The 25,935-nt window shown below is 71.7% G+C and carries 24 protein-coding genes; 7 read left to right on the top strand and 17 right to left on the bottom strand.

Annotated elements, in window-relative coordinates:
* The first annotated feature begins 38 nt into the window (after window positions 1–38).
* Complete coding sequence (locus ACQEVZ_RS26915; RefSeq protein WP_344500836.1) at window positions 39–923, top strand: diacylglycerol/lipid kinase family protein; 885 nt, start codon at window positions 39–41, stop codon at window positions 921–923.
* Between the two features lie 62 nt (window positions 924–985).
* On the top strand, window positions 986–2,632 hold the full coding sequence (locus ACQEVZ_RS26910; RefSeq protein ID WP_433371317.1) for a MinD/ParA family ATP-binding protein: 1,647 nt from the start codon (window positions 986–988) through the stop codon (window positions 2,630–2,632).
* Window positions 2,633–2,636: 4 nt separating this feature from the next.
* Here ACQEVZ_RS26910 and ACQEVZ_RS26905 read toward each other — a convergent pair whose 3' ends face one another.
* Window positions 2,637–3,053: a DUF3151 domain-containing protein gene (locus tag ACQEVZ_RS26905; RefSeq protein ID WP_363393255.1), complete on the bottom strand. Its 417-nt coding sequence runs from the start codon at window positions 3,051–3,053 to the stop codon at window positions 2,637–2,639.
* Window positions 3,054–3,231: 178 nt separating this feature from the next.
* Between ACQEVZ_RS26905 and ACQEVZ_RS26900 the strand changes: the two genes are divergently transcribed.
* Window positions 3,232–4,458, top strand: a complete 1,227-nt coding sequence (locus tag ACQEVZ_RS26900; RefSeq protein WP_433371314.1) for an LOG family protein — start codon at window positions 3,232–3,234, stop codon at window positions 4,456–4,458.
* Between the two features lie 588 nt (window positions 4,459–5,046).
* Here the strand turns inward: ACQEVZ_RS26900 and fbaA are convergent.
* On the bottom strand, window positions 5,047–6,072 hold the full coding sequence (gene fbaA, locus ACQEVZ_RS26895) for a class II fructose-bisphosphate aldolase (protein ID WP_360559164.1): 1,026 nt from the start codon (window positions 6,070–6,072) through the stop codon (window positions 5,047–5,049).
* Window positions 6,073–6,275: 203 nt separating this feature from the next.
* On the opposite strand from fbaA, the gene ACQEVZ_RS26890 reads away from it, so the two are divergent.
* Entirely contained in the window at window positions 6,276–6,494 is a 219-nt protein-coding gene (locus tag ACQEVZ_RS26890; RefSeq protein ID WP_344500826.1) for a hypothetical protein, read from the top strand.
* Here the strand turns inward: ACQEVZ_RS26890 and ACQEVZ_RS26885 are convergent.
* The 5 genes from ACQEVZ_RS26885 to amrS all read right to left on the bottom strand — a co-directional run bounded on the left by ACQEVZ_RS26885 (window position 6,491) and on the right by amrS (window position 11,040).
* Window positions 6,491–7,546, bottom strand: coding sequence for an LCP family protein (locus ACQEVZ_RS26885; protein WP_433371309.1), 1,056 nt, complete (start codon window positions 7,544–7,546; stop codon window positions 6,491–6,493). The genes ACQEVZ_RS26890 and ACQEVZ_RS26885 overlap by 4 nt on opposite strands.
* Window positions 7,543–8,055, bottom strand: a complete 513-nt coding sequence (locus tag ACQEVZ_RS26880) for a SigE family RNA polymerase sigma factor (RefSeq protein ID WP_433371306.1) — start codon at window positions 8,053–8,055, stop codon at window positions 7,543–7,545. Before ACQEVZ_RS26880 ends, ACQEVZ_RS26885 begins: the two co-directional genes overlap by 4 nt.
* Window positions 8,056–8,111: 56 nt before the next feature.
* Window positions 8,112–9,029 carry a phytanoyl-CoA dioxygenase family protein gene (locus tag ACQEVZ_RS26875; RefSeq protein WP_433371303.1) on the bottom strand — a complete coding sequence of 306 codons (918 nt, stop codon included), beginning with the start codon at window positions 9,027–9,029 and terminating at the stop codon, window positions 8,112–8,114.
* A 140-nt stretch (window positions 9,030–9,169) separates the two neighbouring features.
* A complete protein-coding gene (amrB, locus tag ACQEVZ_RS26870; RefSeq protein WP_433371300.1) occupies window positions 9,170–9,979 on the bottom strand; it encodes an AmmeMemoRadiSam system protein B in 810 nt (269 codons plus the stop codon).
* Entirely contained in the window at window positions 9,976–11,040 is a 1,065-nt protein-coding gene (amrS, locus tag ACQEVZ_RS26865) for an AmmeMemoRadiSam system radical SAM enzyme (protein WP_360559160.1), read from the bottom strand. Before amrS ends, amrB begins: the two co-directional genes overlap by 4 nt.
* A 65-nt stretch (window positions 11,041–11,105) precedes the next feature.
* Between amrS and ACQEVZ_RS26860 the strand changes: the two genes are divergently transcribed.
* Genes ACQEVZ_RS26860 through ACQEVZ_RS26850 form a run of 3 tightly spaced genes read left to right on the top strand, consistent with a single transcriptional unit; the run spans window position 11,106 to window position 15,734 of the window.
* Window positions 11,106–12,476, top strand: coding sequence for a 3' terminal RNA ribose 2'-O-methyltransferase Hen1 (locus ACQEVZ_RS26860; RefSeq protein WP_433371297.1), 1,371 nt, complete (start codon window positions 11,106–11,108; stop codon window positions 12,474–12,476).
* Window positions 12,473–14,971 (top strand): polynucleotide kinase-phosphatase, encoded by a 2,499-nt coding sequence (locus tag ACQEVZ_RS26855; RefSeq protein WP_433371294.1) that lies wholly within the window; start codon window positions 12,473–12,475, stop codon window positions 14,969–14,971. The genes ACQEVZ_RS26860 and ACQEVZ_RS26855 overlap by 4 nt, the downstream gene beginning before the upstream one ends.
* 25 nt (window positions 14,972–14,996) lie before the next feature.
* Window positions 14,997–15,734, top strand: coding sequence for a DedA family protein (locus tag ACQEVZ_RS26850; RefSeq protein WP_344500810.1), 738 nt, complete (start codon window positions 14,997–14,999; stop codon window positions 15,732–15,734).
* A 2-nt stretch (window positions 15,735–15,736) separates the two neighbouring features.
* Here ACQEVZ_RS26850 and ACQEVZ_RS26845 read toward each other — a convergent pair whose 3' ends face one another.
* From ACQEVZ_RS26845 to ACQEVZ_RS26800, 10 genes are all read right to left on the bottom strand, one after another.
* On the bottom strand, window positions 15,737–17,383 hold the full coding sequence (locus ACQEVZ_RS26845) for a VWA domain-containing protein (protein WP_433371289.1): 1,647 nt from the start codon (window positions 17,381–17,383) through the stop codon (window positions 15,737–15,739).
* 139 nt (window positions 17,384–17,522) lie between these two features.
* Window positions 17,523–18,161: a class II aldolase/adducin family protein gene (locus ACQEVZ_RS26840; protein WP_344500806.1), complete on the bottom strand. Its 639-nt coding sequence runs from the start codon at window positions 18,159–18,161 to the stop codon at window positions 17,523–17,525.
* Between the two features lies 1 nt (window position 18,162).
* On the bottom strand, window positions 18,163–18,543 hold the full coding sequence (locus ACQEVZ_RS26835) for an ArsR/SmtB family transcription factor (protein ID WP_203848243.1): 381 nt from the start codon (window positions 18,541–18,543) through the stop codon (window positions 18,163–18,165).
* 63 nt (window positions 18,544–18,606) lie between these two features.
* Window positions 18,607–19,146: an orotate phosphoribosyltransferase gene (gene pyrE / locus ACQEVZ_RS26830; RefSeq protein WP_344500802.1), complete on the bottom strand. Its 540-nt coding sequence runs from the start codon at window positions 19,144–19,146 to the stop codon at window positions 18,607–18,609.
* Between the two features lie 340 nt (window positions 19,147–19,486).
* Window positions 19,487–20,281, bottom strand: coding sequence for an SDR family NAD(P)-dependent oxidoreductase (locus ACQEVZ_RS26825; RefSeq protein WP_344500800.1), 795 nt, complete (start codon window positions 20,279–20,281; stop codon window positions 19,487–19,489).
* 105 nt (window positions 20,282–20,386) lie between these two features.
* On the bottom strand, window positions 20,387–21,061 hold the full coding sequence (locus ACQEVZ_RS26820) for a hypothetical protein (RefSeq protein ID WP_344500798.1): 675 nt from the start codon (window positions 21,059–21,061) through the stop codon (window positions 20,387–20,389).
* Between the two features lie 69 nt (window positions 21,062–21,130).
* Window positions 21,131–21,499 carry a hypothetical protein gene (locus ACQEVZ_RS26815; RefSeq protein ID WP_344500796.1) on the bottom strand — a complete coding sequence of 123 codons (369 nt, stop codon included), beginning with the start codon at window positions 21,497–21,499 and terminating at the stop codon, window positions 21,131–21,133.
* 11 nt (window positions 21,500–21,510) lie between these two features.
* Window positions 21,511–24,105, bottom strand: a complete 2,595-nt coding sequence (clpB, locus tag ACQEVZ_RS26810; protein WP_433371282.1) for an ATP-dependent chaperone ClpB — start codon at window positions 24,103–24,105, stop codon at window positions 21,511–21,513.
* Between the two features lie 73 nt (window positions 24,106–24,178).
* Window positions 24,179–25,384 (bottom strand): hypothetical protein, encoded by a 1,206-nt coding sequence (locus ACQEVZ_RS26805; RefSeq protein ID WP_433371279.1) that lies wholly within the window; start codon window positions 25,382–25,384, stop codon window positions 24,179–24,181.
* Complete coding sequence (locus ACQEVZ_RS26800; RefSeq protein ID WP_433371276.1) at window positions 25,372–25,926, bottom strand: DUF1707 SHOCT-like domain-containing protein; 555 nt, start codon at window positions 25,924–25,926, stop codon at window positions 25,372–25,374. Before ACQEVZ_RS26800 ends, ACQEVZ_RS26805 begins: the two co-directional genes overlap by 13 nt.
* Window positions 25,927–25,935: the final 9 nt, after the last annotated feature.

Genomic DNA, 25,935 nt, shown 5'->3' with positions numbered 1-25,935 from the left:
GCCAGGCTAACAACCGCGTGAAAGGCAGGTTGACAACGGTGGTCGACGTGGTGGTGCTCGCGCTGGGCGAAGGCAGCTCCTGCGGCTGCGATGGCGGCGCGTGCGGCACGCGTACTCCTATTCTTGCCTGCCGCGACGCGCTGCGCACAGCAAGCGCCCAGGTCGAGACGGTCGTCGCACACACCGACGCGGAGATCGACGCGGCGCTGAAGGCCCTGCCGGACGTGCGGCTCGTCGTGGCGACCGCCGCCGACGGCCAGCTCCGCGCGGTCATGCGGCGGCTGGTCCGGATGTACGCCCCGGCACCCAGCAAGCGGGCACTGTCGGAGGAGGCCATCCCCGACGACCGGACGCTGCCGGACCTGCCGCCGGTCGGCATCCTGCCGCTCGGCCCCGACTCCACGGACCTCGTGACCCGCCTCGGACTGCCCCGCAACCCCGCCGACGTGGCCGCCGCCGTCCTCGGGGGCAACACCCGCCGCCTGGACCTGCTGCGCAACGACGGCGGCGGGGTCACCCTCGACGGCGTCCTGGTCGGCGGGGTCGACGCGAGCGGCTCGGCCAGCACGTTCCTCGCCCGGGTCGAGGTCGACGACGCCGTCCTCGCCGACGGCACCGAGCCCGTGCTCATGTCGGTGGTGGCCAACGCTTCGCGGTATGCGACGGTCGACGGCCTCCCGCTGGTCCTCTCGCCCTCCGTGGACGACGGCGTCCTGGACGTGGCGGTGGCGGTGCCGCGGGCGTCCCGGTCGCTCTTCCGCCGGCCCCGCGTCGAGATCGAGGTCCGCCGCGCGCACGGCCGGGCGGTCGCCATCACCCCCCGCACCGAGATCCCCTTCGTCGACGACGGCGCCGAGGGCACCCTCACGCGGAAGCGCTCCTGGTGGATGGAGCGCGCGGCCTGGGCCGTGTACGTCCCCTAAGCGTCTCCTTCGCATACGGTGCCGACTCGCATACGGTGGGGGAGCGCGGGAGGGGAACAGCTGTGAACGACGCACTCTGGCCGCCCGACGAGTTCGTCTCGGGCCGGCGCACCGAAGCTCACGCCGGCCGGGAGGGCGGCGGCGCTCCGCAGGAGGACGACACTCCGCAGGAGGAGCCGGAGCACGTCGGGTCGCCCTGGTCACAGCCGCCGACCCGGACGCGGTTGACGCAGGCGAGCGAGCGGGGCGACGCCGGCGATCCGGGGCCGTGGCTCGAGCCCGCACCGGACGCCGACGACCGCGGCAGTGAGATTCAGCACGGTCAGCCGGTCCCGCACGTGCCGGTCTCGGGCGCGGGCGCGATCCCGGTCTCCGGGGCCGGTGGAATCCCGGTCTCGGGCGCGGGAGCGGTCTCCATGCCGGGCGGCGGCGCGCCACCTGGCAACGGCGCGGTGCCGGTCAACGGCGTGCCGGTGCCGCGGCCCCCGGTCCTGTCCCACCCGCGGGCGGCGCCGCCGCCCGCGCCGCCCACCTACCGGGCGCCCGCCACGTATCAGCCGCTGCCCACCTACCAGGCGCCCCCCACCGATCAGCCGCCGGCACCGCCCGCGTATCAAGCTCCCCCGACGGATCAGCCGCCGGCGCCGCCCGTACATCAGCCGCCGCCACAACACCAAGGGCCTGCGGCCCATCAGGTGCCGCCCGGTCACCCGGCGCCGCCGGTGGCGCACCGGCCGCCGAGTGAGGCGCCGCCGCCGGCGAGCTGGTCGGACGGAAGCACGCCGACGGCGGACGAGTTCGCGCGGCGCAGGCAGGCGCGGCCCGCCGACCCGGTCGCGGCCCGCGGGGTGCGCGGGGCGGTGTCCAAAGGCACGCTCGGCGTGCTGTCGCTCAGCCCCGGACGACGGGAGCTGGAGTTCCGGCGCGACGTCGACCTCGTCCGGCGCAACTTCGGCGGGCTGCGGCAGGTGACCGTGGTCAACCCGAAAGGTGGCGCCGGCAAGACGGTCGCGGTGCTGCTGCTGGCGATGACGTTCGGGCAGAAGCGCGGCGGATACGTGCTGGCCTGGGACAACAACGAGACCCAGGGCACGCTCGGCATGCGGGCGCAGCAGGACTTCCACAACAGGACCGTCCGTGACCTGCTCCGCGACCTGGACCACTTCCAGGGCGCGCAGGGCCGGGTCGGCGACCTGTCGCAGTACGTCAGGGCGCAGGGCGAGGGCATGTTCGACGTGCTCGCCAGCGACGAGTCCGCGACCGCCGGCGAGATGCTCACGGCGCAGTCGTTCGGCGAGATCCGCGACGTGGTCAGCCGGTTCTACAAGCTGATCGTGGTGGACACCGGCAACAACGTCCGCGCGGAGAACTGGCAGGCCGCGATCGACGCCACCGACCAGCTGGTGGTCACGATGTCGGCCCGCAACGACTCGGCCGAGACGGCGTCGAGGATGCTCGACCACCTGGAGCAGCACGGCCGGCAGCGGCTGGTCCGGCAGGCGGTGACCGTCGTGTCGATGCCGCCGAGCCGCCGGCACCTCGACATCCCGGCGATCACCCGCCACTTCGCGGCGCGGACCAGGACGGTGCTGCTCGCGCCGTACGAACGCTTCATCGACTCGGGAGAGCCGATCCGCTACGGGGGTCTGACCTCGGCGAGCCGCGACGCCTGGTTGAAGGTCGCCGCGGCCATCTCCGAAGGGCTGTGACGGGTTACCGCAGGGCGGCCGTGGCCGCCGGGTCGCTGTCGTCGAGGAACTTCGCGCAGCGCTCCGCCTCGTCGGCCTCGCCGATCGACTCGGCGGCGAGGCCGAGCGCGTTCAGCGCGCGCAGGAAGCCCCGGTTGGGCTCGTGCGACCACGGCACGGGGCCGGCGCCGCGCCAGCCGCTGCGGCGCAGCTGGTCGAGGCCGCGGTGGTAGCCGGTGCGGGCGTAGGCATAGGCGGTGACCGGCTCGCCGTCGGCGAGGGCGAGCTCGGCGAGCTCGGCCCAGGCGGCGCTGAACGCCGGGTGGGCCGCTGCGACGTCCTTGACGTCCTTCTCGGAACCGGCGGCGGCGGCGAGCTTCGCGGCGGCCTCGGGCTCGGCGGGAAGCAGCGTCGGTGAAGGCTGGGGCAGCAGGTTCTGCATCCAGCCATTCAACCAGGTTGGCTGAACGGTGGAGGCTGCGTCCCGCGAGCGGGGGGTGTGCCCGGTTCGGGCGAGTACTAGAAAGGGAGGTCCGGAGCCTCCCCAGGACCCGGTTACGCGGTGGCCCGATCTCCACGGTCGGGCCATCGCCCTTTGCACCACCTGGCAAGATGGCGTCGTGCCCACTCCGCCCCCGCCAGACGTGGTCGCGCTGCACGACCACTCGCCCGACGAGATCGAGTCGCCGGAGGAGCTGCTGTTCCATCTGGACAACGGCTCGCTCGCCACGAAGGTCGTCCAGGGTCTCGACCTCGCCGCCGTGGACCTCTCCGGCGTCGACGTGCAGGACACGCTCTTCGTCGGCTGCCACTTCGCGGCCACCGAGGCCATCGTCGACCTGCTGCGGCGGCGGGCGGTGGTGGTGCCCGAGTTCGCCGGGCTGCCCTACCCGACGCACCCGTCGCAGCTGTACGTGCCGGACGACCTCGCCGCCGGGTTCGCCTCCGACGGGTTCGACGGCATGTTCGACACGCTGGTCTACGAGCACTTCCGGGCGACCGGCGGCGCGACGCCGGAGATCCGCGAGGCGATCGCGCAGCGGATGCACGACTCCGGGATCGACAACGCGCTGGCCAACGTCACCGCCGGCTGGATCGGCGCGCGCGGCCCCGCCGCCGCGATCGGCATCATGGGCGGCCACGCCGTCCCGCGCGGCGCTTCCGACTACCGCAACGCCGCCGAGCTGGCCTGGCGTCTCGCCGGCGCGGACCGGCTGGTGGTCACCGGCGGCGGCCCGGGCGTGATGGAGGCCGCCAACCTGGGCGCGTTCCTCGCCGACCAGCCGCTGAGCGCGCTCGCCGACGCGATCGACCGCCTGTCCGCGGCGCCCGACTTCCACGACCACGACCCCTTCACGAGGGCGGCGCTGGAGGTACGAGCGGCGTATGCGCGACCGGTCCCGCCGACGCCCGACTCGGTCGAGCCCGCCGACCAGGTGGCCGTCGACCCGGTGACCTGGGCCCGCCGCGGCGGCCTGGCGATCCCGACGTGGCTCTACGGCCACGAGCCCGCCAACCTCTTCGCCGCCAAGATCGCGAAGTACTTCTCCAACGCGATCCGCGAGGACACCATCCTGCGCCTGTCCCGCGGCGGCATCGTCTTCGCCCCCGGCATGGCCGGCACGGTGCAGGAGATCTTCCAGGCCGCGACGAAGACGTTCTACGCCACTGACGGCGTGAGCGGCCCGTTCGTCTTCCTCGACGGCAAGCACTGGACCGAGCGTCTGCCGGTCCGCAGCCTGCTGGAGCCCCTGCTGGCCGCGTCCCCCGTCGGCGACCTGCGCCACCTGCTCCACATCACCGACGACGTCGCCGAGGCCGCCGAGATCCTGACCGCCACCTCATAATCCGGCAGCTTTCGCCACCCAGCAGCGTCTCGACCTGACGGATCGCGAGCAGGCGATCCGGAACCACTGCCGCCTGCCGCGTACGGACGGCCACCCCGGCTCAACCCGGCCCGGCACAGGCATCGCTAGCAGGTCGAAAGGGGCATCTCGGGGCATTGACCAACGTCTGAAAAACCGGTGGCAACGTCAACGACTGCACCCGGTTCACCAACGTGATGGGCACGCTCAGGGTCGCCCGGCACGGACCCGGCCGGGCCCGCCTGCGCCCGGACCACGTCCTCGCCGAAAGCGACGGACCACGGGTCAGATCATGACCGCCTGTAGTCCCTTGAAACACTGTCCAGCCCCACCTCGCTTCCGCGACTCCGACAGGCACAGACATTGGTCAATGCCCGGGAATGTGGCTTTTCGGCATCGAGGTTGCGCGATCCACGTACAAGATGATCTCTGAATTGGGGGTGGATCGCGCAGCGTCTATGGCGCAAAGGGTGCAAAGGCTGGCATTGACCAACGTCTGTGCGGGTGGGGGCGCACGCGAAGGCCCGGCGCCCTCGGGAGAGGGGCCGGGCCTCGGGAACCGCGGAAGAACTACTTGGACAGCGTGGTGCCGGTCGAGCGGAGGTGCTCGCAGGCCTCGACGACGCGGGCGGCCAGGCCTGCCTCGGCGACCTTGCCCCAGGCGCGCGGGTCGTAGGCCTTCTTGTTGCCGACCTCGCCGTCGACCTTCAGGACGCCGTCGTAGTTGCTGAACATGTGGGCGGCGACCGGGCGGGTGAAGGCGTACTGCGTGTCGGTGTCGATGTTCATCTTCACGACGCCGTAGTCGAGGGCCTCGCGGATCTCCTCGAGCAGCGAGCCCGAGCCGCCGTGGAAGACCAGGGAGAGCGGCTTGTCCTTGCCGAACTTGGCGCCGACCGCGTCCTGGATGGTCTTGAGGATCTCGGGCTTGAGCTTCACGTTGCCCGGCTTGTAGACGCCGTGGACGTTGCCGAAGGTCAGGGCGGCCATGTAGCGGCCCTTCTCGCCGAGGCCGAGGGCGTCGACCATGGCCAGGCCGTCCTCGACGGTGGTGTAGAGCTTCTCGTCGATCGCGCCGACGACACCGTCCTCCTCGCCGCCGACGACGCCGACCTCGATCTCCAGGACGACCTTGGCCGCGGCGGTCAGCGCCAGCAGCTCCTCGGCGATCTGCAGGTTCTCGGTCAGGGGCACCGCCGAGCCGTCCCACATGTGGGACTGGAACAGCGGCTCCTCGCCCTTGGCGACGCGCTCGGCCGAGATGGCGAGCAGCGGCCGGACGAACTTGTCGAGGTTGTTCTTCGGGCAGTGGTCGGTGTGCAGCGCCACGTTGATCGAGTACTTCTTCGCGACCTCGCGGGCGAACGCGGCGAAGGCGACCGAGCCGGTGACCATGTCCTTGACCGTCGGGCCGGAGAGGTACTCGGCACCGCCGGTGGAGACCTGGATGATGCCGTCACTCTCCGCATCGGCGAAGCCGCGCAGCGCCGCGTTCAGCGTCTGCGACGACGACACGTTGATCGCCGGGTAGGCGAACGCGCCGGCCTTGGCGCGGTCGAGCATCTCGGCGTAGACATCGGGAGAGGCGATGGGCATGACGGCGCTCCTTGGCTGTTGGATCGTGCGGTGTTGGAGCCGGGCGTGCGCGGCTCGTCGAGGACCGCGCTGTCCTGCAACGGAGTATCTCGCAGTGGCATTGGCTCATGTACGGCGGGAGGGTGGGGACAAGGTGAATTGCCCGGCTAGGCCGCGTTACCGCCGATTCGGTCGTACGGTTGGAGAAACCTGAGGGAGGACACATGGCTCAGCCCGATGAAGACCTGTTGACCGTCGACGACCGGCTCGACCCCGATGTGCGCGACCCGGAGGCATCGCCCGCCGACGCCGCCGAGCAGGCACTCCCCGCCGACCCGACGGAGCGCGGGACGGTGTTCAAGAGCGCGCACCCCTGGGACGCGAACGAGTACGACGCCGTCGAACAGGACCGCGACGCCGGCCAGGACGACGAATACCGCTAGGACACGAACTGCGGATGCGCGGCGGCCCACTCCGGCACGGTGCCGTTGCGCAGCGCGGCGAACAGGCCGTCGCCGCCGGGCACGATCGTGCGGTCCGCCCTGAGCGGCAGCTTCAGGCCCGGCACGTGCGCGGCGTCGTAGCGGGCCAGCATGCCGGCCAGCGTCGGCAGCGACATGTCGCCGAGGTGCAGGTCGAGGGCGCCGCCCGCGACCGGCATCGCCTTGGCCAGCTTCACCGGGTCGCCGAGCTTCCGGGCGAGCGCGGCGAGGAGCTGCCGCAGGTGCGTGTCGCGGTCGTCGCCACCGTTCGTGAGCGACTGGCGCTGCCGGACGAAGTCCAGCGCCTCCCATCCGGCGAAGTGGCGGCAGCCCGGCTCGTACACGACGGGGCGCATGCCAGGACGGAGCGGCGCGGCGCGGCCCGTGGCGTCGTCGACGCCGAGGTGGATGGAGACGGTCCGCTGGTCGACGCAGAGGTCGACACCGCCGACGGCGTCCGTGACCCGCTGCATGCCGTCGAAGTCGACGACCGCGCCACCGACGATCCCGACCCCGAGCAGGTCGCCGAGGATGCGGGCGGTCAGCTCGTAACCGCCGAAGACGTACGCGTTGTTGGCCTGCTGGCGGCCGAAGTTGGGCACGTCCACGACCAGGTCGCGCGGGATGGACAGCTGGTAGACGGTGCGGGTGTCCGGGTCGACGTGTAACAGGAGGATCGCGTCGGCGCGCACCGTGTCGCCCGCCGACTGCGGCCGCCGGTCGGTGCCCAGCAGCAGGAAGTTGCTGATGTCGGGAGTGCCCGCGTCCACCAGCGACTCGACCTGGGGCGCGGGCGGCGACGGGTCGCGCAGGGTGAAGACCAGGGACGCGGCGAGCGCCAGCACCAGCGCGCCGGAGGAGACCGCCCAGCGGCGGCGGCGACGCGCGCGGCGCTTGCTGGCACCGGCGGCGATCGCCGGGCGCAGCGCCATGGCGTCCGGCACGTCGTCCTCGTGCCGGGCGAAGGCGTCGGTGAGGGCGTCGGTGAGGGACGAGGTCACGGCGTCGTTCATCGGACGTCGCCGCCGATCAGCTCCGGCACGACCTCGGTGCGCAGCGTCGCGAGCGCCCTGGAGATCAGCGAGCGGACGGTGCCGATCGCGCAGCCGAGGACCTCGGCGATCTCCACGTCGCTGAGGCTCTCGTAGTACCGCAGCACGAGCGCGGCCCGCTGCCGCCGGGGCAGCCGGGCGAGCCAGATCCACATCTGGTCGCGGTCGGCGGACGCCCCGGCGTGATCGGCCACCACGAGATCACGGTTGGCCGCCTCGGAGGGCGGCTCCGCCCGCAGCACCACCCGGCGCAGCCACGAGCCGCGGTGCAGGTCGATATAGGCATTCGTGAGCATGCGCTTGACGTAGTGCTCAGGCACGCTGGCGGCGGCGATCCGGCGCCACTTCAGCTGCGCCCGGATCATCGTCTCCTGCACGAGGTCCTGCGCGGTGTGCGGATCGCCGGTGAGCATGACCGCGTAGCGCAGCAGCGCCTGCAGCCGCGCCTCCACGAACTCCTCGAACGTCAACCCGACCCCCTCCCCCTGACCCTATGACGGGTCAAGGGGAGGATCTGTTGCGAATGTCAGGGAATCAGCGGAGGGTAACCGGGGTCCAACAGCCCGCGGTCGCGCAGCGCCTCGTAGAGCGGCGTGGTCTGCGGGTAGTGGCCCCAGTGGTGGTCGCCGTCGGTGCCGTTGTCGTGGCCGTGTCCGCCACCGGTGTTCCCGACGCCGCCGAGCAGCTGCTGCTGGACCGGGTTCAGGCCCGACCACCAGGGGCGCTGCGGCAGGCCGGTGACGTCGTCGCGGATGGCGATCCACCGGTACGTGTAGCCGAGGAACACGCACTTGCGCGTGATGTCGGAGAGGTTGTCCGACCGTGCGTGCCAGATCCGCCGGTCGAAGAACACGACGTCACCGGCGTCGACCGCGACCTGCCGCGCACCGTCCGGCGTCGGCCACGGCACGTCGCGGGTCGGCGGGCCGGGCAGCCAGTTGGTCCGGTGGCTGCCGGGGATCAGGGTCAGATTGCCGCGGCCGGTCTCCGACACGTCGGACAGCCAGTAGGCGAGCTTCACCGACAGCCGGGGGCGCGGGTCGGTCTCCAGCTCGCGGTTCTGCCGGCCGCCGTCCTGGTGCCAGTGCCACCAGTCGGGCTTCGGCGCCGCCAGCGGCGGGTGTACGTCAAGATGCGAGTGGTAGATGTGCACGTTCCACCCGAGGATCGACCAGACCAGCGGGAACGTCGCCGGGTGGTCGATCAGGTCGATCAGGTCGGGGTGGTGGGTGACCGGGCTGAGCAGGTGCAACGAGCCGTCCGCGGCGCGGGGGTGCTGCTGGTGCGCGGTCTCCAGCACCGACGCGTAGTGGCGCACCTCGTCCGGGCTCAGCACGCCCTTGATCACGAGGTAACCGTCCGCGTCGAACTGCTCGCGCTGCTCGCGGGTCATCGGCGTCCAGGTCGCGGTGCCGTTGTCCGGCGCTGCCGCTATCGCTGACATCCCCGTCTCCAGTTCCGGCGCCGTCCGCAGGCGCCCTCACCGCACCAGACGGGCACGGGCTCCACGACCGTGGTCGCCCGTTCGTGCGGCAATTTCTGGACATTTCGCGTGCAACGGATGAACCCGTCCGCGACGTCTACCTAGTAAGGCGCGTGGGACAGGCGCACCGCCGGGTAGCCGACGACCCGGTCCTTCGGCCCGCCGGTGTCCGCGGACGTGGCGAGCGCGAGCCGGTCCACGCGCAGCGCGTGCCGCCGGCCCCAGGTGAGCAGGCCGCGCAGCGCGTGCCGGCCGCAGGCGTCGCCCGCGCCGATCCGCTCCGGCGCCAGGTCGTCGATGGCCGCCGCGGTGGCCGCGTCGCGCCGCCGGGCCTCCTCCTCGGTCAGGTAGTGCGACAAGTCGGTGCTGCACAGCACCACCGTGCCCGGTCCGGCGACGGCGTCGAGCAGCGCGGCGACCGCGTCCGGATCGTCGGGCCCGATGAGCACTGGCAGCAGTTTCGGCAGGTGTACGCGAAGCAGCAACGGCACCTGCACCTCGATCGAGTGCTCAGGGGCGTGCGGGCGGTCGTCGGCGACGGCGAGCCCGCGGTCGACCAGCAGCCGGGCGCCGTCCGTGTCGATCGCGATCTCGCCGAGGGGGGTCGCCCACGCGGTGGCGGTGGACACGGCGGCACCCCGCAGCGGCACGTGATGGGCGGGCCCGAGGACCACGGCCCGCTCGAAGGGCGCCGGGCGGTCGCGCAGCTCGCGGTAGACGTGGGCGGCGGTCGGGCCGGAGAACTGGTAGCCCGCGTGCGGCACGATGTAGGCCACCAGCCCATCGACGGCCGTGGTAGGGACCACCGTCTGTGCCGGGGCCGCGGCGTCGAGCATCGCGTCGATCAGGGTCGCGAGCTCCACCGGATCGGCCGGGTAGAACGTGCCAGCCACTGCCGCCGGGCGCGTCATGACAAAACTACTGGCAGGCGGCGCTGGCCCCAGGTCCCGGCCGGGCCGTCGTAGACGCCGGGCAGCCGGTGTCCGCAGTGGACACAGAGGCCGTCGTCGGTCAGGTGGTAGGCGCGCAGGTCGTACCAGTCGCGGACGACGACCGGCCGGTCGCAGCCCGGGCAGTGCGTGGTCTGGCCGTCTGGGTCGTGGACGTTGCCGGTGTAGACGAACCGCAGGCCGGCGTCGAGCGCGATGCGGCGGGCCCGGCGCAGCGTCTCCGGTGGCGTGTGCGGGATGTCGCGCATCTTGAAGTCGGGGTGGAACGCGGTGAAGTGCAGCGGCACGTCGGTGCCGAGGTGCTCCAGCAGCCAGTCGCACTCGCGGCGCAGCTCGTCGTCGCCGTCGTTCTGCCCCGGGATGAGCAGCGTCGTGATCTCGAACCACACGTCGGTGCCGCGCAGGTACTCCAATGTGGACAGCACCGCGTCGAGGCGGGCGAAGGTCACCTTCTCGTAGAACCGTTCGGTGAACCCCTTCAGGTCGATGTTGGCCGCGTCGATGTGCCGGTAGAACTCCTCCCGCGGCGCCGGGTTCATGTAGCCGGCGGACACCGCGACCGCCTTGATCCCGGCCTCGCGACAGGCGTCGGCGACGTCCATCGCGTACTCCATGAAGATCACCGGATCGTTGTAGGTGAACGCGATCGACCGGCAGCCCAGCCGTACAGCGGCCGCGGCGAGCTGCGAAGGGTCGGCGGAGGCGGCGAGGGTGTCGATCTCGCGGCTCTTGGAGATGTCCCAGTTCTGGCAGAAGCGGCAGCCGAGGTTGCAGCCCGCGGTGCCGAAGGACAGCACCGGCGAGCCCGGCAGGAAGTGGTTGAGCGGCTTCTTCTCGATCGGGTCGACGCAGAAACCGGACGAACGGCCATAGGTGGTGAGGACGATCTCGTCACCGGAGCACTGCCGGACAAAGCAGAATCCGCGCTGGCCCTCATGGAGCCGGCACGCTCTCGGGCAGACGTCGCACTGCACCCGGCCGTCAGCCAACCGGTGCCAGTGCACGGTCGGCACCGTCGCCATAAGCCCGACTGTACGCCCGGGAAAACCGCCTGACCCACCGATAATCACGGCGGGACCATGGCGTGGTGCTGCTGACCATCACCACCACCCACCGGCCCGCGACCGACCTCGGCTACCTGCTCGTGAAGCATCCCGGCAGGTTGCAGTCGTTCGAGGTCAGCGGCGGCACGGCGCACGTCTTCTATCCGGAGGCGGGCGAGGACCGGTGCACGGCCGCCCTGCTGCTGGACGCGGATCCGGCGGCGGCGCGCAGTGCGAAAGGGCCCGGGAAGGGGCCCGACACGTTCACGCTGCGCCAGCACGTCAACGACCGGCCCTACGCCGCGTCGAGCCTGCTGGCGGTGGCGCTCGGCCGGGTGCTGCGCACCGCGCTGCGCGGCGACTCACGGGACCGGCCCGAGCTCGCCGCCACCCCGATCCCCCTCGAGCTGCGGATCCCGGCGCTGCGCTGCAAGGGTGACGCGGCGACGTTCTTCGAGCCGCTCGGCTGGACCGTCGAGGCGGCGCCGATCCCGCTGGACGCCGCGCACCCGGAGTGGGGGCCCAGCCGGTACGTCGACCTGACGCTGCGAGGCACGATGCGGCTCGCGGACGCGCTCAACCATGTGTACGTGCTGCTGCCCGTGCTCGACGACGCCAAGCACTACTGGGTCTCCTCCGACGAGGTCGAGAAGCTGATCCGGGCGGGGACCGGGTGGCTGGCGGAGCACCCGGCGAAGGGCGTGATCGCCCGCCGGTACCTCGCGCACCGCACGTCGCTGACCAACGAGGCGCTGTCCCGGCTGTCGGACGTGGAACCCGACGCCGACTCCGTGATCGAACGGGCTCCCCGGCCCGAGTCGCTGGCGGCGCTGCGCCGGGCCGCGGTCGTCCGGCAGCTGGCCGAGGCCGGCGCGAGCCGGGTGCTGGACCTCGGCTGCGGCCCCGGCGCGCTGCTCGGCGAGCTGATCCGGGACCGGCGGTTCACCGAGATCGTCGGCGCCGACGTGTCGACCGTGTCGCTGGAGATGGCCGCCCGCCGGCTGCGCCTGGACCGCCTCCCCGACCGGCAGCGGGCACGGATCCGGCTGCTGCAGACGGCCCTGACCTACCGCGACGACCGGCTGCGCGGCTACGACGCGGCGGTCCTCATGGAGGTCGTCGAGCACGTCGACCCGCCGCGGCTGCCGGCGCTCGCGGCCGGCGTCTTCGGGCACGCGGCCCCGCGCACGGTCGTCGTCACCACACCCAACGTCGAGTACAACGTCCGGTACCCCGGCCTGGAGCACGGCCGGATGCGCCACCACGACCACCGGTTCGAGTGGGACAGAGCGCAGTTCGGCGCGTGGTGCGACGACGTCGCGGCCCGCTACGGGTACACCGTGACGCGCCACGGCATCGGCGAGGAAGACCTTGAAGTCGGCACGTCCACCCAGATGGCGGTGTTCAAGAAGTGACCACGGTGACGATCCCCGAGCTGTGCCTGGTGGCGCTGGTCGGCATCTCCGGATCCGGCAAGTCGACGTTCGCGCGGCGGCAGTTCGCGCCGACGCAGGTGCTGTCGTCCGACGCGTTCCGGGCGCTGGTCGCCGACGACGAGAACGACCAGTCCGCGTCCGCGGAGGCGTTCGACGCGCTGCACTACATCGCCGGCAAGCGGCTGCGGGCCGGCCGGCTCACCGTCGTCGACGCGACCAACGTGCAGGCGCACGCGCGGAAGGCACTGGTCGACCTGGCCCGGGCGCACGACGTGCTGCCCGTCGCGATCGTCCTGGACGTGCCGGAGAGCGAGTGCTGGGCGCGCACCGAGCTGCGCCCCGACCGGGACTTCGGCCGGCCCGTGCTGTCGCGGCAGCACCGCGACCTGCGCCGCTCACTGAAGCACCTCGGGCGGGAGGGCTTCCGCCAGGTGCACGTCCTGCGTGACGTGGCCGAGGTGGAGTCGGCGGTCGTGGCGTACGAGAAGCTCTTCAACGACAAGAAGGAGCTGACCGGCCCGTTCGACATCATCGGCGACGTGCACGGCTGCCGGGAGGAGCTGGAGCTGCTGCTCGACCGGCTCGGCTACGTCCTGGTCCGTGACGCCGCCGGACGGCCTGCGGACGCGCGGCACCCGGACGGGCGCACGGCGGTGTTCGTCGGCGACCTCGTCGACCGCGGTCCCGACTCCCCCGGTGTCCTGCGGCTGGTCATGGGCATGGTCGCGGCCGGGCACGCGCTGTGCGTGTCGGGCAACCACGAGGCGAAGCTGCTGCGGGCGCTACGGGGCGCCAACGTCAAGCGGACGCACGGGCTGCAGGAGACCCTCGACCAGCTCGAGACCGACGCCGAGCTCGGCGCCGTGCTGCCCGCCTTCCTCGACGGGCTCATCAGCCACTACGTGCTCGATGGCGGGCGGCTGGTGGTCGCGCACGCCGGGCTCAAGGAGGCCTACCACGGGCGGGCGTCGGGGCGGGTGCGGTCGTTCGCGCTGTACGGCGACACGACCGGCGAGACCGACGAGTACGGGCTGCCGGTCCGCTACCCGTGGGCGCAGGAGTACCAGGGCGCGGCGACCGTCGTCTACGGCCACACGCCCGTCCCGGCCACCGAGTGGGTCAACAACACGATCTGTGTCGACACCGGCTGCGTCTTCGGTGGCGCGCTGACCGCGCTGCGGTACCCGTCCCGGGAGCTGGTCTCGGTGCCGGCCGTCCGCGCGCACTACGAGCCGGTGCGGCCGCTGGCCGCGCCGGTGCCGGAGGAGCGCGGACTGGACATCGCCGACGTGACGGGACGGCGCACCCTGGAGACGCCCGCGGGGCGGGTGACGGTGGCGGCCGAGAACGCCGCGGCGGCCCTGGAGGTCATGAGCCGCTTCGCGGTCGACCCGCGCTGGCTGGTGTGGCTGCCGCCGACGATGGCGCCCGCGTCGACGTCGGCGGTCGAGGGCTACCTGGAGCACCCGGTGGAGGCCCTGGCCGACTACGCCAAGGCGGGCGTGCCGCGGGTCGTGTGCGAGGAGAAGCACATGGGCTCGCGGGCGGTCCTCGTCGTGTGCCGCACCCCATCCGCGGGCCTTCGGCGCTTCGGCATCGCCGGCGGCGGGGTGATCTACACGCGGACGGGGCGGCCGTTCTTCGGGGACCCGGCGCTGGAATCAGCGATCTTGGACCGGGTCAGGACCGCTGCCATGGGGCTCTTCGACGAGCTCGGCACCGACTGGCTGCTGCTGGACGCCGAGGTGCTGCCGTGGTCGGCGAAGGCCGAGCCGCTGATCCGCGAGCAGTACGCGAGCGTCGCCGCGGCGGCGGGTGCCGCGCTGCCCGCCGCCGTCGCGGCCCTGACCGCGGCCGCCGGGCGGGGCATCGACGTGGCGTCGTTGCAGGCCCGTTTCACCGGCCGGGTGGCGTCGATGGCGGCGTTCACGGAGGTGTACCGCCAGTACTGCTGGCCGACGGACGGCCTCGACGGGCTCCGGCTGGCGCCGTTCCACGTGCTGGCCGGGGAGGGCGCGTCGTACCTGCGCCAGGACCACGAGTGGCACCTGGCGATGGTGGACCGGCTCGTGGCGGCGGACGACCTGTTCGCCCCGACCCGGCGGCTGGTGGTCGACCCGGCGTCCCCCGCGGACGTCGCGGCGGCGACCGACTGGTGGCTGGAGCTGACCGCGGCGGGCGGCGAGGGCATGGTGCTCAAGCCTGCCGTCGACGCGGGACCGCGGGTCCAGCCGGCGCTGAAGTGCCGCGGCCGGGAGTACCTGCGGATCATCTACGGCCCCGACTACCTGACGCGGCTCGACCAACTGCGGGCCCGGGGGTTGCAGCGCAAGCGCAACCTGGCGCTGCGGGAGCAGGGCCTGGGGCTCGCGGCGCTGGACCTGCTGGCGGCCGGAGGCTCCGCGCGAGCTGTGCACCAGCTGGTGTTTGCCCTGCTGGCCTGTGAAAGCGAGCCGGTCGATCCCCGTTTGTAGCCGGGCTCACGTAGGCTGGTGCGCCATGGAAGAAAAGACTCGCGCTTTCAGCGAGCTGCTCGCCTTCAACCCGCTCGACGCGAAGGGCCTGCTCAACACCTTCGGCGTGATCGGCGTCTGGATCATCATGTTCGTGGAGACGGGCCTCCTCGTGGGCTTCTTCTTCCCCGGAGACTCACTGCTGTTTTTGGCCGGCGTCGGCGCGTCATCGGTCGCCGAGGAGCTGCTGGGCACCAGGCTGAGCCTGACCCAGCTGCTCATCGGCGCGCCGCTGTGCGCGATCGCCGGCGCCCAGTTGGGCCACTTCCTCGGTGCCAAATATGGCCGCAGGATGTTCGATCGGCCCAACTCGCGGCTGTTCAAGAAGGAGTACGTCGAGAAGGCCGAGCACTACTTCGTGAAGTTCGGCCCGGCGAAGGCCGTGGTGCTCGCCCGGTTCATCCCGATCGTCCGGACGTTCCTCAACCCGGTCGCCGGCACGATCGGCATGCCGGCCCGGCAGTTCTTCCTGTGGAACGTGATCGGCGGCATCCTGTGGACCGACGGCATCCTGCTCGTCGGCTGGGGCCTCGCGAAGCAGATCAACGACGCGATCCCGGACGGCCAGATCGACAAGTACCTGCTGCCGGCGGTGCTGCTGATCGTGCTGATCTCGGCCTTGCCGATCTTCATCGAGATCTTCCGCGGCTGGCGGGAGCGCCGCCGCACCCCCGCGGTCCCCGTCGAAGAGGGCCGCGCCGGCGCCCACCGCGCCGCGGAGTAGCGCTAGCTGGTCCTGATCAGCGCCTGCAGGAAGATGTTGCCGATCTGCTCGGGGTCGGTGACGACGAAGGACCGGCCGCCGGTGGCCGCGGCGATCTCCGCCAGCTCCTGCTGCTTGACGTCGGGCCCGACCCCCAGTAGCACCACGCGTACTGGACGGGTCGGGTCCGTCGCTCGTTCCAGCTCCAGTTTCAGCGTCTCCAGGCTCATCCCCGGCTTGGAGTTGGTGCCGTCGGTGAAGACGACGACGGTGTTGGAGCGGCCCTCCTTGTAGCCCTCCTTCAGCGCCTTGTACGCCGCCAGGACCGTCTCATAGAGCCCGCAGACGTCGGCGGTGGTGGCCTTGGCCCCGGCGACGGCGGTGCTCAGCCTGGCGCGCTGCCCCTGGCTGAGCGGGTTGAGCGGCACGACCTCCTGATGGCCGGAGGCGTAGGCCCACAGGCCCAGCTCGCTGTCGTCGGTGAAGAGGGCGAGCCCGTCGGTGGCCGTCTTGCGCAGCACCTGCAGGCGCGACGGGGAGCCGGCGCCGGCCATCGGCCGGTTCATCGACGACGTCGTGTCGACGAGCGTGAGGACGCGCGACGGGGCGGTCGTGGCGTTCCAGTACCCGAGGATGTCGGTGATCTTCCGTTCCTCGGTGAGCGCCTTCACCGTGACCGGAGCGGTGGCGGCGCCGCGGCCGGCGGGGAAGCCGGCGCTGGTCGAGCCGTCGGCGGCGCGGAAGCCGAGCCTGGCGAAGAGGTCGCGGTTGCCCTCCGCCGTCAGCGCGGCCCGGAAGCGGCCCGCCGCCTCGAGGCTGGCTCTCGGTTTGCCGTTGATCATGGCGTACGGGTAGTCGAGCGTCACCGCCGGATCCACGGTCAGGACGGTGAGCGGCACGACCGGTCCGCCCGCGTTGTGGGCGATGACGGCCTGCTCGCTCATCGGCGCCACCTGGGCCGGGCCCGTGCTCTTGTCCAGAGCGGTCTGGTCGGCGGCGACGGCGATCGACCGGTACGCCTTGACCACGTCGACCAGTCGCTTGGGGTCGGTGAGGATCGAGTCGTAGAGCAGGCCGGCCCCGGCGAGGCCGGCGGTGCTGCGGCGCGGGTCGACGGCGGCGAGCTGGACCTGCTTGTCGGCGACCTTCGCGAGCAGCGCCGCGACCTGGGGGGCGCCCGCGGTGCCGCCGGTGGCGTCGAGCGTGGCGGCGAGCGGATCGGGCACGGCGAGGGCGACCGGGCTGGTGGCGACGGACTGGGCGTCGGGCTCGAACGCCTCGCGGCTGACCGCCTGCATCCGCACCAGCCACGCGGTCGAGTCGGGGATCCACACGGTCGGCACGTCGGCGTCGGCGGGGGAAGGGACCGCGGTGGCGGCGACGTTGATCGCGCCGCCGGCCCGGGCGGCGAGCTGGCCGGCGACGTCGGCCGGCTCGGCGGCGCGCACCTGCACCTGGACGCAGTCGCCGCCGACCTCGGGCTTCGTGGCGCTCCAGCGGGCCGCGGCGTCGCGGACCGCGGGCGCGATGTCGGGCGCCGCGGCGACGACGAGCCTGATCCCGCCGTCGCAGTCGCCGGAGCCGCCCGCCACGGCTCGGACGGCGACCACGGTGACGCCGATCAGCGCCACGATCCCGGCGACCGCCAACGGTGCTTTCCCTCGCGCCACGTGCCTCACCGTGCCCTTCGCCGCCTGCTCGCGTCCCTGGACGGGTCTTCGCGTGCCTCTGCTCGCGTCTCCGCGTGTCTTCGCGCGTTGCCGCGTGTCTCCGCTCGCGTCGACGCGATCGGAGCAGTGTAGGCGCAGGTCAGGCGGTTGCTGAGGGAAGGTTCAGCCAGTCGGTCGGCACCGGCTGCGGGGTGCGACCCAGGGTTAACGCTCGGTAAGTCAGCAGCGCGGCTTCCTCCAGGTAGAGGGCGCGCTTATGGGCCAGCTCGACCGAGTCGGCGATCACGGAGCAGCCGTGATGGGAGAGGATCACGCAGTTGACGCCACCCGCGCACGCGGCCGCGGCCAGCTCACCGACCCGGGGATCGCCGGGCGGGCTGAACGGGGTGGTCACGACCTGCCGCAGGTAGAAGGCATGGTCGGTGGTGACGAGCCGGATCGGCTCGCCGATCGCGTCGAGCAGCAGCACCGTCTGCGGGTGGAGGTGCACGATCACGTTCGCGTCGGGTCGGACGCGGTAGGTCGCCAGGTGGAGCCCAAGCTCAGATGATGGCGCGGCATCTTTGTCAAGCGCCGCGCCATCGCTGATTCGGACCCGAACAAACGAGTCTGGCGACAGTCCGTCGAGCCAGGTGCCGGCAGCCGTCACCCAGCATTCGTCGGAGCCGGGCGCCCGGGCGGACAGGTTGCCGCCCGAGCCCACGACAAGCCCTGACCGCACGACCGCCCGCCCCAGGAGGGCAAGCTGGTCGCGCAGGTCGCCGGGCCGCTGGAGCAACCTACCGAGGTGCCTTCTTGGTCGCGCGCTTGCGCGGCGGCGTCAGAAGGTCGGCGATGGTGCCGATAGCGGCGGGCACCAGGCGGTAGAACGCCCAGACACCCCGCTTCTCGCGCTCCAGGAGACCGGCCTCGGTCAGGATTCGCAGGTGGTGGCTCACCGTGGGCTGCGAGAGCCCGAGCGGGGCCGTCAGGTCACACACACACGCCTCGCCGTCCGGTGCCGACTGGATCAGGCTCAGGAGCCGGAGTCGGGCAGGGTCGGCAAGTGCCTTCAGGACGCCGGCAAGACGCTCGGCATCGGCGCGGTCAATCGGCTCGCCAGCAAGTGGCGAGATCTGGGGCAGGGTCATCTCAGCCAGCGCAGTTCCCACGTATTCCATCCTTCCACCAACACCATCGACCCGCCTGCATATACGCAGGTCCGAATCGACAATTTTTCAGCCCTATTGGCCGAGGTCGGCCAACGAAAATGCTGAGCGATAGCTCAGCCCCGCGGCGCGGACCGCCTTTTCCGCCCCACGGTCGACGATAACCGCGACACCGACAACTTCCGCGCCGGCCTCGCGCAACGCCTCTACTGCAGTGAGGACGCTTCCCCCAGTCGTGGAGGTGTCCTCGACCGCCAGCACCCGCCGGCCCGCCACGTCGGGTCCCTCGACCCGGCGCTGCAGACCGTGAGCCTTGTCACTCTTCCGGACGACGAACGCATCGAGCTCGCGTCCCGTCCCCCGCGCGGCAGCCGCATGCAGCATCGCGGTGGCCACCGGATCGGCGCCGAGGGTCAGCCCTCCCACAGCGTCGAAATCCCAGTCGGCGACCAGATCGAGCAGCACCCGGCCGACGAGCGGCGCACCAGCATGGTGCAGCGTCAAGCGACGAAGGTCCACGTACCAGTCAGCTACTTGTCCCGACGACAGCGTCACCTTGCCTCGGACCACAGCCAGGTCGAGCACGAGTTTCAGCAGGTCGTCACGGTCGGTCATGACCGAAGCGTACGCGCTAAATCTGCTCGGCGAATCGATGACCCGCACTCTCGCAGAAATATAGGGCCGTCAAGTGGACAAGGAGGAATACGAAGGTGATCGCAGCGATCACCACGAGTGACACGAGGGGTGACGGTGACAGGGGTCAACGAACCGCACGTGAGGGAGATTCGCGTTGGTTTCACCGGTTCGTACCCCTCGCCAGACCCTGTCACATCAGCCCTGACCTGCGCGAACACCGCTTCTGGGATGGGCTTGTCCCAGGGACTCAGCCCTTCGCCGCACAAGTCCGACCGTTCGGCGGCATCGTGACGTCAATCATGCTCGATGCTGGCACCACTCAATGATCATCGCGGCCGATGCGGCTCCTCGTGCCGCGGGCGACACGCCGCATCAGTGCCTGCGGGGCGTGCCGCACCCCGAAGACGACCATCTTGTACTTCCAGCTGGGCACGCTGACGAGCTTGCCCTTCCCCAGGTCGCGCAGGGCGTCGCGGACCACGCTGCCGGCATCCAGCCACAGCCACGGCGGCGTCTTGCCCGCGTCGATGCCGGCCCGCTGGTGAAACTCGGTGCGGGTGAACCCGGGGCACAGCGCCATCACGCGGACCCCTCCGGCCCGCACCAGCTGGCCGGTCGACTCGCTGAAGTTGGTGACCCAGGCCTTGGTCGCCGGGTACGTGGAGCCGGGCATCATCGCGGCGAACCCGGACACCGAGGAGACGTTGATGATGTCGCCCCGGCCGCGGGCGGTCATCCCGGGCAGTGCGGCGAGCGTCAGCCGCATGACCGCGTGGACGTTGAGCCGCAGCAGCAGCTCCTCCCGCTCCACGCTGGAGCGGGGGAACGGCGTGTTGAGGCTCATCCCGGCGTTGTTGACCAGCAGGTCCACGGGCCGGTCCGCGGCGGTGATCCGGGCCGCGACCAGGTCGCAGCCCTCGGGCGTCGACAGGTCCGCCGGCAGCACCTCGGCGCCGCCCGCCCCGGCCGCCACGGTCTCGGCCGCCACGGCCTCGAGGCGGGCCTTGTCCCGGGCCACCAGCACGAGGTCGTGGGTCTTGGCGAGCTCGCGGGCGAACGCGGCACCGATGCCTGCGGTGGCGCCGGTGATGAGGGCGACTGGCCGTTGGGTCATGCGCGCCAATCTAGTCCCGGGCACGCCGAAGGCCCCGGTCTCCCGGGGCCTTCGAGTGTTTGCTGAGCCGCTTCGGCGGTGTCGCCCTACAGAGGCGGTGCGGCCTTACGGAGCCGGCGGCGGCTGGTGCGGCGGGCCGTCGGCGGGCGGCGGGTAGCCACCCGGGTAGCCGGAGTCGCCGGGCGTGCCGGGCGCCGGCGGCTCCCACTGCGCCTCGACCTTGCGGAAGTACGGGTGCGACGCCGGCAGCGCCAGCAGCACGATGACCGCCAGGATCGCCAGGATCAGCAGCACGCCGAGCACCGTGGTCACCGGCTGGAACCAGCCCGGCACCTCGGAGTAGAGCAGCTCGTTGTACTTGTCCCAGGTCGGCAGCTTCGGGTCGTTCTTGCGCGCCTGCTCCCAGAGGCTCTCCCCGGCGAGCGAGAAGGCGAACCCACCGAGCGAGCAGCACGCCGCGAGGCCGCCGAGCACCCACGTGAGGATGCGGGCGACCTGCTTGCCCTTGCCGACGAAGACGGCGAGCAGGACCAGCAGGACGATGATCAGAATGCCGAAGATCAGCGTGACGGCACCGTTGGCACCGGCGCCGAACCCGGCGCCCTCCTGCGACGTGCCGGCGACGGCCTTCTTGGCGCCGTCGGCGAGCGCACCGGCATAGACGAGTGAGATGATGATATTGATAAGTTCGATCCCGGCCGCCGCGTAGAGCAGGTAGACGGCCAGGTTGACGGTGGACGGTCGGGCTCGCGGCCCAGACGCTGGGTCGGCGAATGCCATCGGATCTCCTCCCAGGAAACCTTGAGGATCAACCGTATCGATGTCGGGCTGCGGGCGCAGGTTATAGGCTCAGCTGTTGAGGCGATCTTGCGCATACTGGGCCAGCGTGGTGCTGCCCATCATGCAGCCGGTGAACGTGCTGACCGCGGCGTCCTGCCCCGCCAGGCGCTGCCACGCGGCCCTGCCGGCCGCCGGGTCGATGCGGGTCAGCAGCTCCGCCGCGTACACCCGGCCGGCGGGCGTGGCGTGGTCGAGGAGCGCCTCCAGCTTGGGCCGCAGCTCGGCACCGTGCCGGTGGAGACCCTCCCCGACCGCGAAATAGGCCTTGGTGGCGGGCGTGAGCGTGCCGGCGAAGCCGACCCCGCCGAACGCCAGCGTGTCGGCGGCGGCGAGCTGGCTCAGCTCATCGTCGAACGCGCCCTTCCTCTTCCACAGCATCGCCCTCGTCCTTATCCGGCGCTGACTGCGAGCGCCTTCTTGTCGTCCGCCAGGTCCACCACGACGCGGTCGCCGTCGCGGATCGTGCCGGCCAGCAGCGCCTTGGCGAGCTGATCGCCGATGGACGTCTGGACCAGGCGCCGCAGCGGGCGGGCGCCATACACCGAGTCATACCCCAGACTGGCGAGCCAGTCACGCGCCGCGTCGGTGACGTCCAGCGTCAGCCGCCGGTCGGCCAGCCGCCGGCCGAGCGCCCGCAGCTGGATGTCGACGATCTCGCGCAGGTCGGCGGGCGACAGGGCGTCGAACACGACCATGTCGTCGAGCCGGTTGACGAACTCCGGCTTGAAGTGCTGCCGGACGGCGGCGATCACGGCGTCGCGCCGCTGCTCCCTGGTCAGCGTCGGGTCGTCGGCGAGCACCTCGGAGCCGAGGTTGGAGGTCAGGATGAGGATCGCGTTGCGGAAGTCGACCGTGCGGCCCTGCCCGTCGGTGAGCCGGCCGTCGTCGAGCACCGCCAGCAGCACGTCGAACACGTCGGGGTGCGCCTTCTCGACCTCGTCGAGCAGCACCACCGAGTAGGGCCGGCGGCGGACCGCCTCGGTGAGCTGGCCGCCCTCCTCGTAACCCACGTATCCGGGCGGCGCGCCGACGAGCCGGGCGACCGTGTGCTTCTCGCCGTACTCGCTCATGTCGATTCGGACGATGGCGCGCTCGTCGTCGAAGAGGAACTCCGCGAGCGCCTTCGCCAGCTCGGTCTTGCCGACGCCGGTCGGGCCCAGGAACAGGAAGCTGCCCGTGGGGCGGTCGGGGTCGGCGATCCCGGCGCGGGCGCGGCGCACCGCGTCGGAGACGGCCTGCACCGCGGCCTCCTGGCCGATGACCCGGCTGCGCAGCGCCTCCTCCATCCGCAGCAGCTTGGCGGTCTCGCCCTCCAGCAGCCGGCCGGCGGGGATGCCCGTCCACGAGGCGACCACCGCCGCGATGTCGTCGGCGGAGACCTCCTCCTTCAGCATCGAGCCGGCGGACTGCAGCTCCTCGAGCTCGACCTCCGCGGTGCGCAGCTCCTGCTCGAGGTCGCGGATCCGCCCATACCGCAGCTCCGAGGCCTTCGCGAGGTCGAGGTCGCGCTCGGCCCGGTCGGCCTCGCCGCGCAGCTGCTCCAGCTGCTCCTTGATCGAGGAGACGGCGGAGATGTGCTGCTTCTCGTTCTGCCAGCGCTCGGTCAGCGCGGTCAGGTGCTCGCGGCGGTCGGCCAGCTCGGCGCGCAGCCGCTCCAGCCGCTCCGCGGAGGCGGCGTCGGGCTCCTTGGCCAGCGCCATCTCCTCGATCTCCAGCCGCCGCACGGTCCGCTCGACCTCGTCCACCTCGACTGGCCGGGAGTCGATCTCCATGCGCAGCCGCGACGCGGACTCGTCGACCAGGTCGATCGCCTTGTCCGGAAGGAAACGGTCGCTGATGTACCGGTCGGAGAGCGTGGCCGCCGCGACCAGGGCCGCGTCGGTGATCCGCACGCCGTGGTGCACCTCGTAGCGCTCCTTGAGCCCGCGCAGGATGCCGATGGTGTCCTCGATCGACGGCTCGCCGACCACGACCGGCTGGAACCGGCGCTCCAGCGCGGGGTCCTTCTCGATGTGCTCGCGGTATTCGTCCAGGGTGGTCGCGCCGACCATCCGCAGCTCGCCGCGGGCCAGCATCGGCTTCAGCATGTTGCCGGCGTCCATCGAGCCCTCGCCCTTGCCGGCGCCGACGATCGTGTGCAGCTCGTCGAGGAACGTGATGACCTGCCCGTCGGAGCCCTTGATCTCCTCCAGGACGGACTTGAGGCGCTCCTCGAACTGGCCACGGTATTGCGCGCCGGCGACCATGGCCGCCAGGTCGAGGCTGACCAGGCGCTTGTCGCGCAGGGACTCGGGCACGTCGCCGGCCACGATCCGCTGGGCCAGGCCCTCGACGATCGCGGTCTTGCCGACGCCCGGCTCGCCGATCAGCACGGGGTTGTTCTTGGTGCGGCGGGACAGCACCTGGATCACCCGGCGGATCTCGGAGTCCCGGCCGATGACCGGATCGATCTTGCCGTCGCGGGCGGCCTGGGTCAGGTCGACGCCGTACTTCTCCAGGGCCTGGAAGGTCTGCTCCGGGTCGGCGGTGGTGACGCGCCGGTCACCGCCGCGGACCTGCGGGAACGCGGCGACCAGGGTCTCCTCGGTGGCCCCGGACTCCTTGAGGCGGGCGGCGACCGCGCCGCCGACCCGGGCCAGGCCGGCCAGCAGGTGCTCGGTCGAGGTGTATTCGTCGCCGAGCGGGCGGGCGATCTGCTCCGCGGCCGCGATCGCGTTGGCGAACTCGCGGGCGACATTGGGCTCGACCACGCTGGAACCCTTGGCGCTGGGTAGCCGGTCCACGGCGTGCAGCGCGGCGCGGCGGATGTCGGCGGGGTTGGCGCCCACGGCGCGCAGCAGGCCCGCGGTGGTCGAGCCGCCCGTGTCCAGCAGTGCCAGCAACAGGTGCCATGGTTCGACGGTCGCGTGTCCGCGCTGGCTCGCCGCGTCAACGGCGGCCTTGATGACCTCGCGACTCTTGGTGGTCAGGCGTTCGGCGTTCATCGGCTCCTCGTTCCGGTCCATACCTGTGCACCAGGTACGACGCTCGCGAGGTTGAGTCTATTCCACTCAAGTCTTATCGTGCAGCGACAGCGACCCTCGACCACTCACAATTCTTGTCTTTCACCTCGCACAGCCACACCTCACCCGACTGCTGCGCGGGGTAGCCGAGGATCGTCGTCTCCGACAGCCGGCGCAGCCGGAAGACCAGCCGGCCGCCCTGGTCGCGGGTGCGCCGCTCGCTGTCCACCGTCCAGACGCCCTGACCGCTGGCGACCAGCAGCAGGCCGCCGGGCAGGACCTCCGCGCTGTACACCTCGGCGACCTCACGCATCGCGCTCGCCTCGACCCAGGTCCCGCCCTCGGTGCGGCGGGCCGCGAACTGGTTGGCGGCGAGCCACACGTCGGAGCCGTCGGGGGCCACCACCACGTGCGGCTCCACGCCGCTCTGCTGCGGCAGCCTGGCCGTGCCCTCGGCGTGCCAGGTGCGGCCGCGGTCGGCGCTGCTCCAGACGCTGACCGTGATCATCGGCGGGACGCTGCCGGAGGTCTCGACGGACTGCGCGGTCAGCCACAGCTTGCCGTCCGCCTGCGCGACCAGGCTCGTGAAACGCTGGTTGCCCTGCGGGTGGCTGGGCAGCGCCACGCGCTTGCCGTCGTCGGTGATCTCCATCGGCTGGCGCGCCGCGCAGTCGACCGTACCGTCGAGGCAGCCGACGCTGAAGCGCGGCTCGGTGAGGTTGAGGTCTGGCGGCGGCGGGTTGAGCGGGTACTGCTTGAACGTGTGGCCGGTGTCCTTGGAGACGTACCAGCCGCCGGGCGCCGTGCGCAGCAGCAGCACGTTGCCCCGGCCGAGGCGCATCTCGACCTCGGTGGCGTCGTCGAAGGGCACCTTGCGGGGCACCCACGACTGCCCGCCGTCGAGCGTGATGACCAGGCCGACCTGGCAGGCCTGCCCGTTGACGCACGTGCTGAACAGGGCATACCCGGTGTCGGCGTCGGCGAACTCGACCGCGCGCGGCGAGGTGCCCTTCGGCACCTGGACCACCGACTGCCGGTTGTGCGGGTCTTCCGAGCCGGCCGGGGCCGGCGCCTCCTCCTGGTAGGACACGTCCGGCGCGGGGTCGTCGGCCTGCTCCTCGCCGGGGCCGCAGGAGCCGGCGGTCAGCGTCATGGACAGCGTGACGGCCAGGGCGGCGGCCAGCGCGCGACGCTTCCCCGACGCCACCTGCTTCACCACCGCCACCTGCTTCGCCACCGCCGCCTGTTTCACCACCGCCACCGCAGGAACCTCCGCTGGTAGCGCACCTTGACGCTGCTGCGCTTGACCTGGCCGCTGATGCGGAACGCGACGCCCGGCCCGGACGGCTCGACCTTCGACCGCACGTTGCTCGCGTCGGCGTCGATGCTGTCGAGGTTGGCGGCGGCGCCGGCGGGCAGGATGAGCTCGACCGAGCTGGACTGCGCGTCGAGCGCGATGTCCACGGCGGTGGCACTGAAGATCGCCTCGGTGAAGTCGATCTTCACCGACCCGGACCGGGTCGAGATCGACAGCAGGCGGGGGACGGTCCAGCGGCCCTGCCGCTTCAGCGCCGACGCCCGGTTGCGGATCTCGACCAGCTTGGGCGCGGTCACCTGCTGCACGGGAAGGTCGATCACATACGGCTCGACCTCGCCGAACGTGCGGGACCGCAGGACGCCGTCGACGCGCTCCTCGAACTCCGCGAGGGTGAGCCGACCCTCGGACACCGCCGTGTTCAGCTGGGCCACAACCCGCTCGCGCTCCGCGTCTGAGATGCGCATGTCGCGATGGTCCGTGCTCACGACGACACT

This window comes from Dactylosporangium sp. CA-152071 (assembly GCF_050936335.1).
Taxonomy (GTDB): Bacteria; Actinomycetota; Actinomycetes; order Mycobacteriales; family Micromonosporaceae; genus Dactylosporangium; species Dactylosporangium maewongense.
This window is presented reverse-complemented; position numbering and strand designations above follow the sequence as displayed.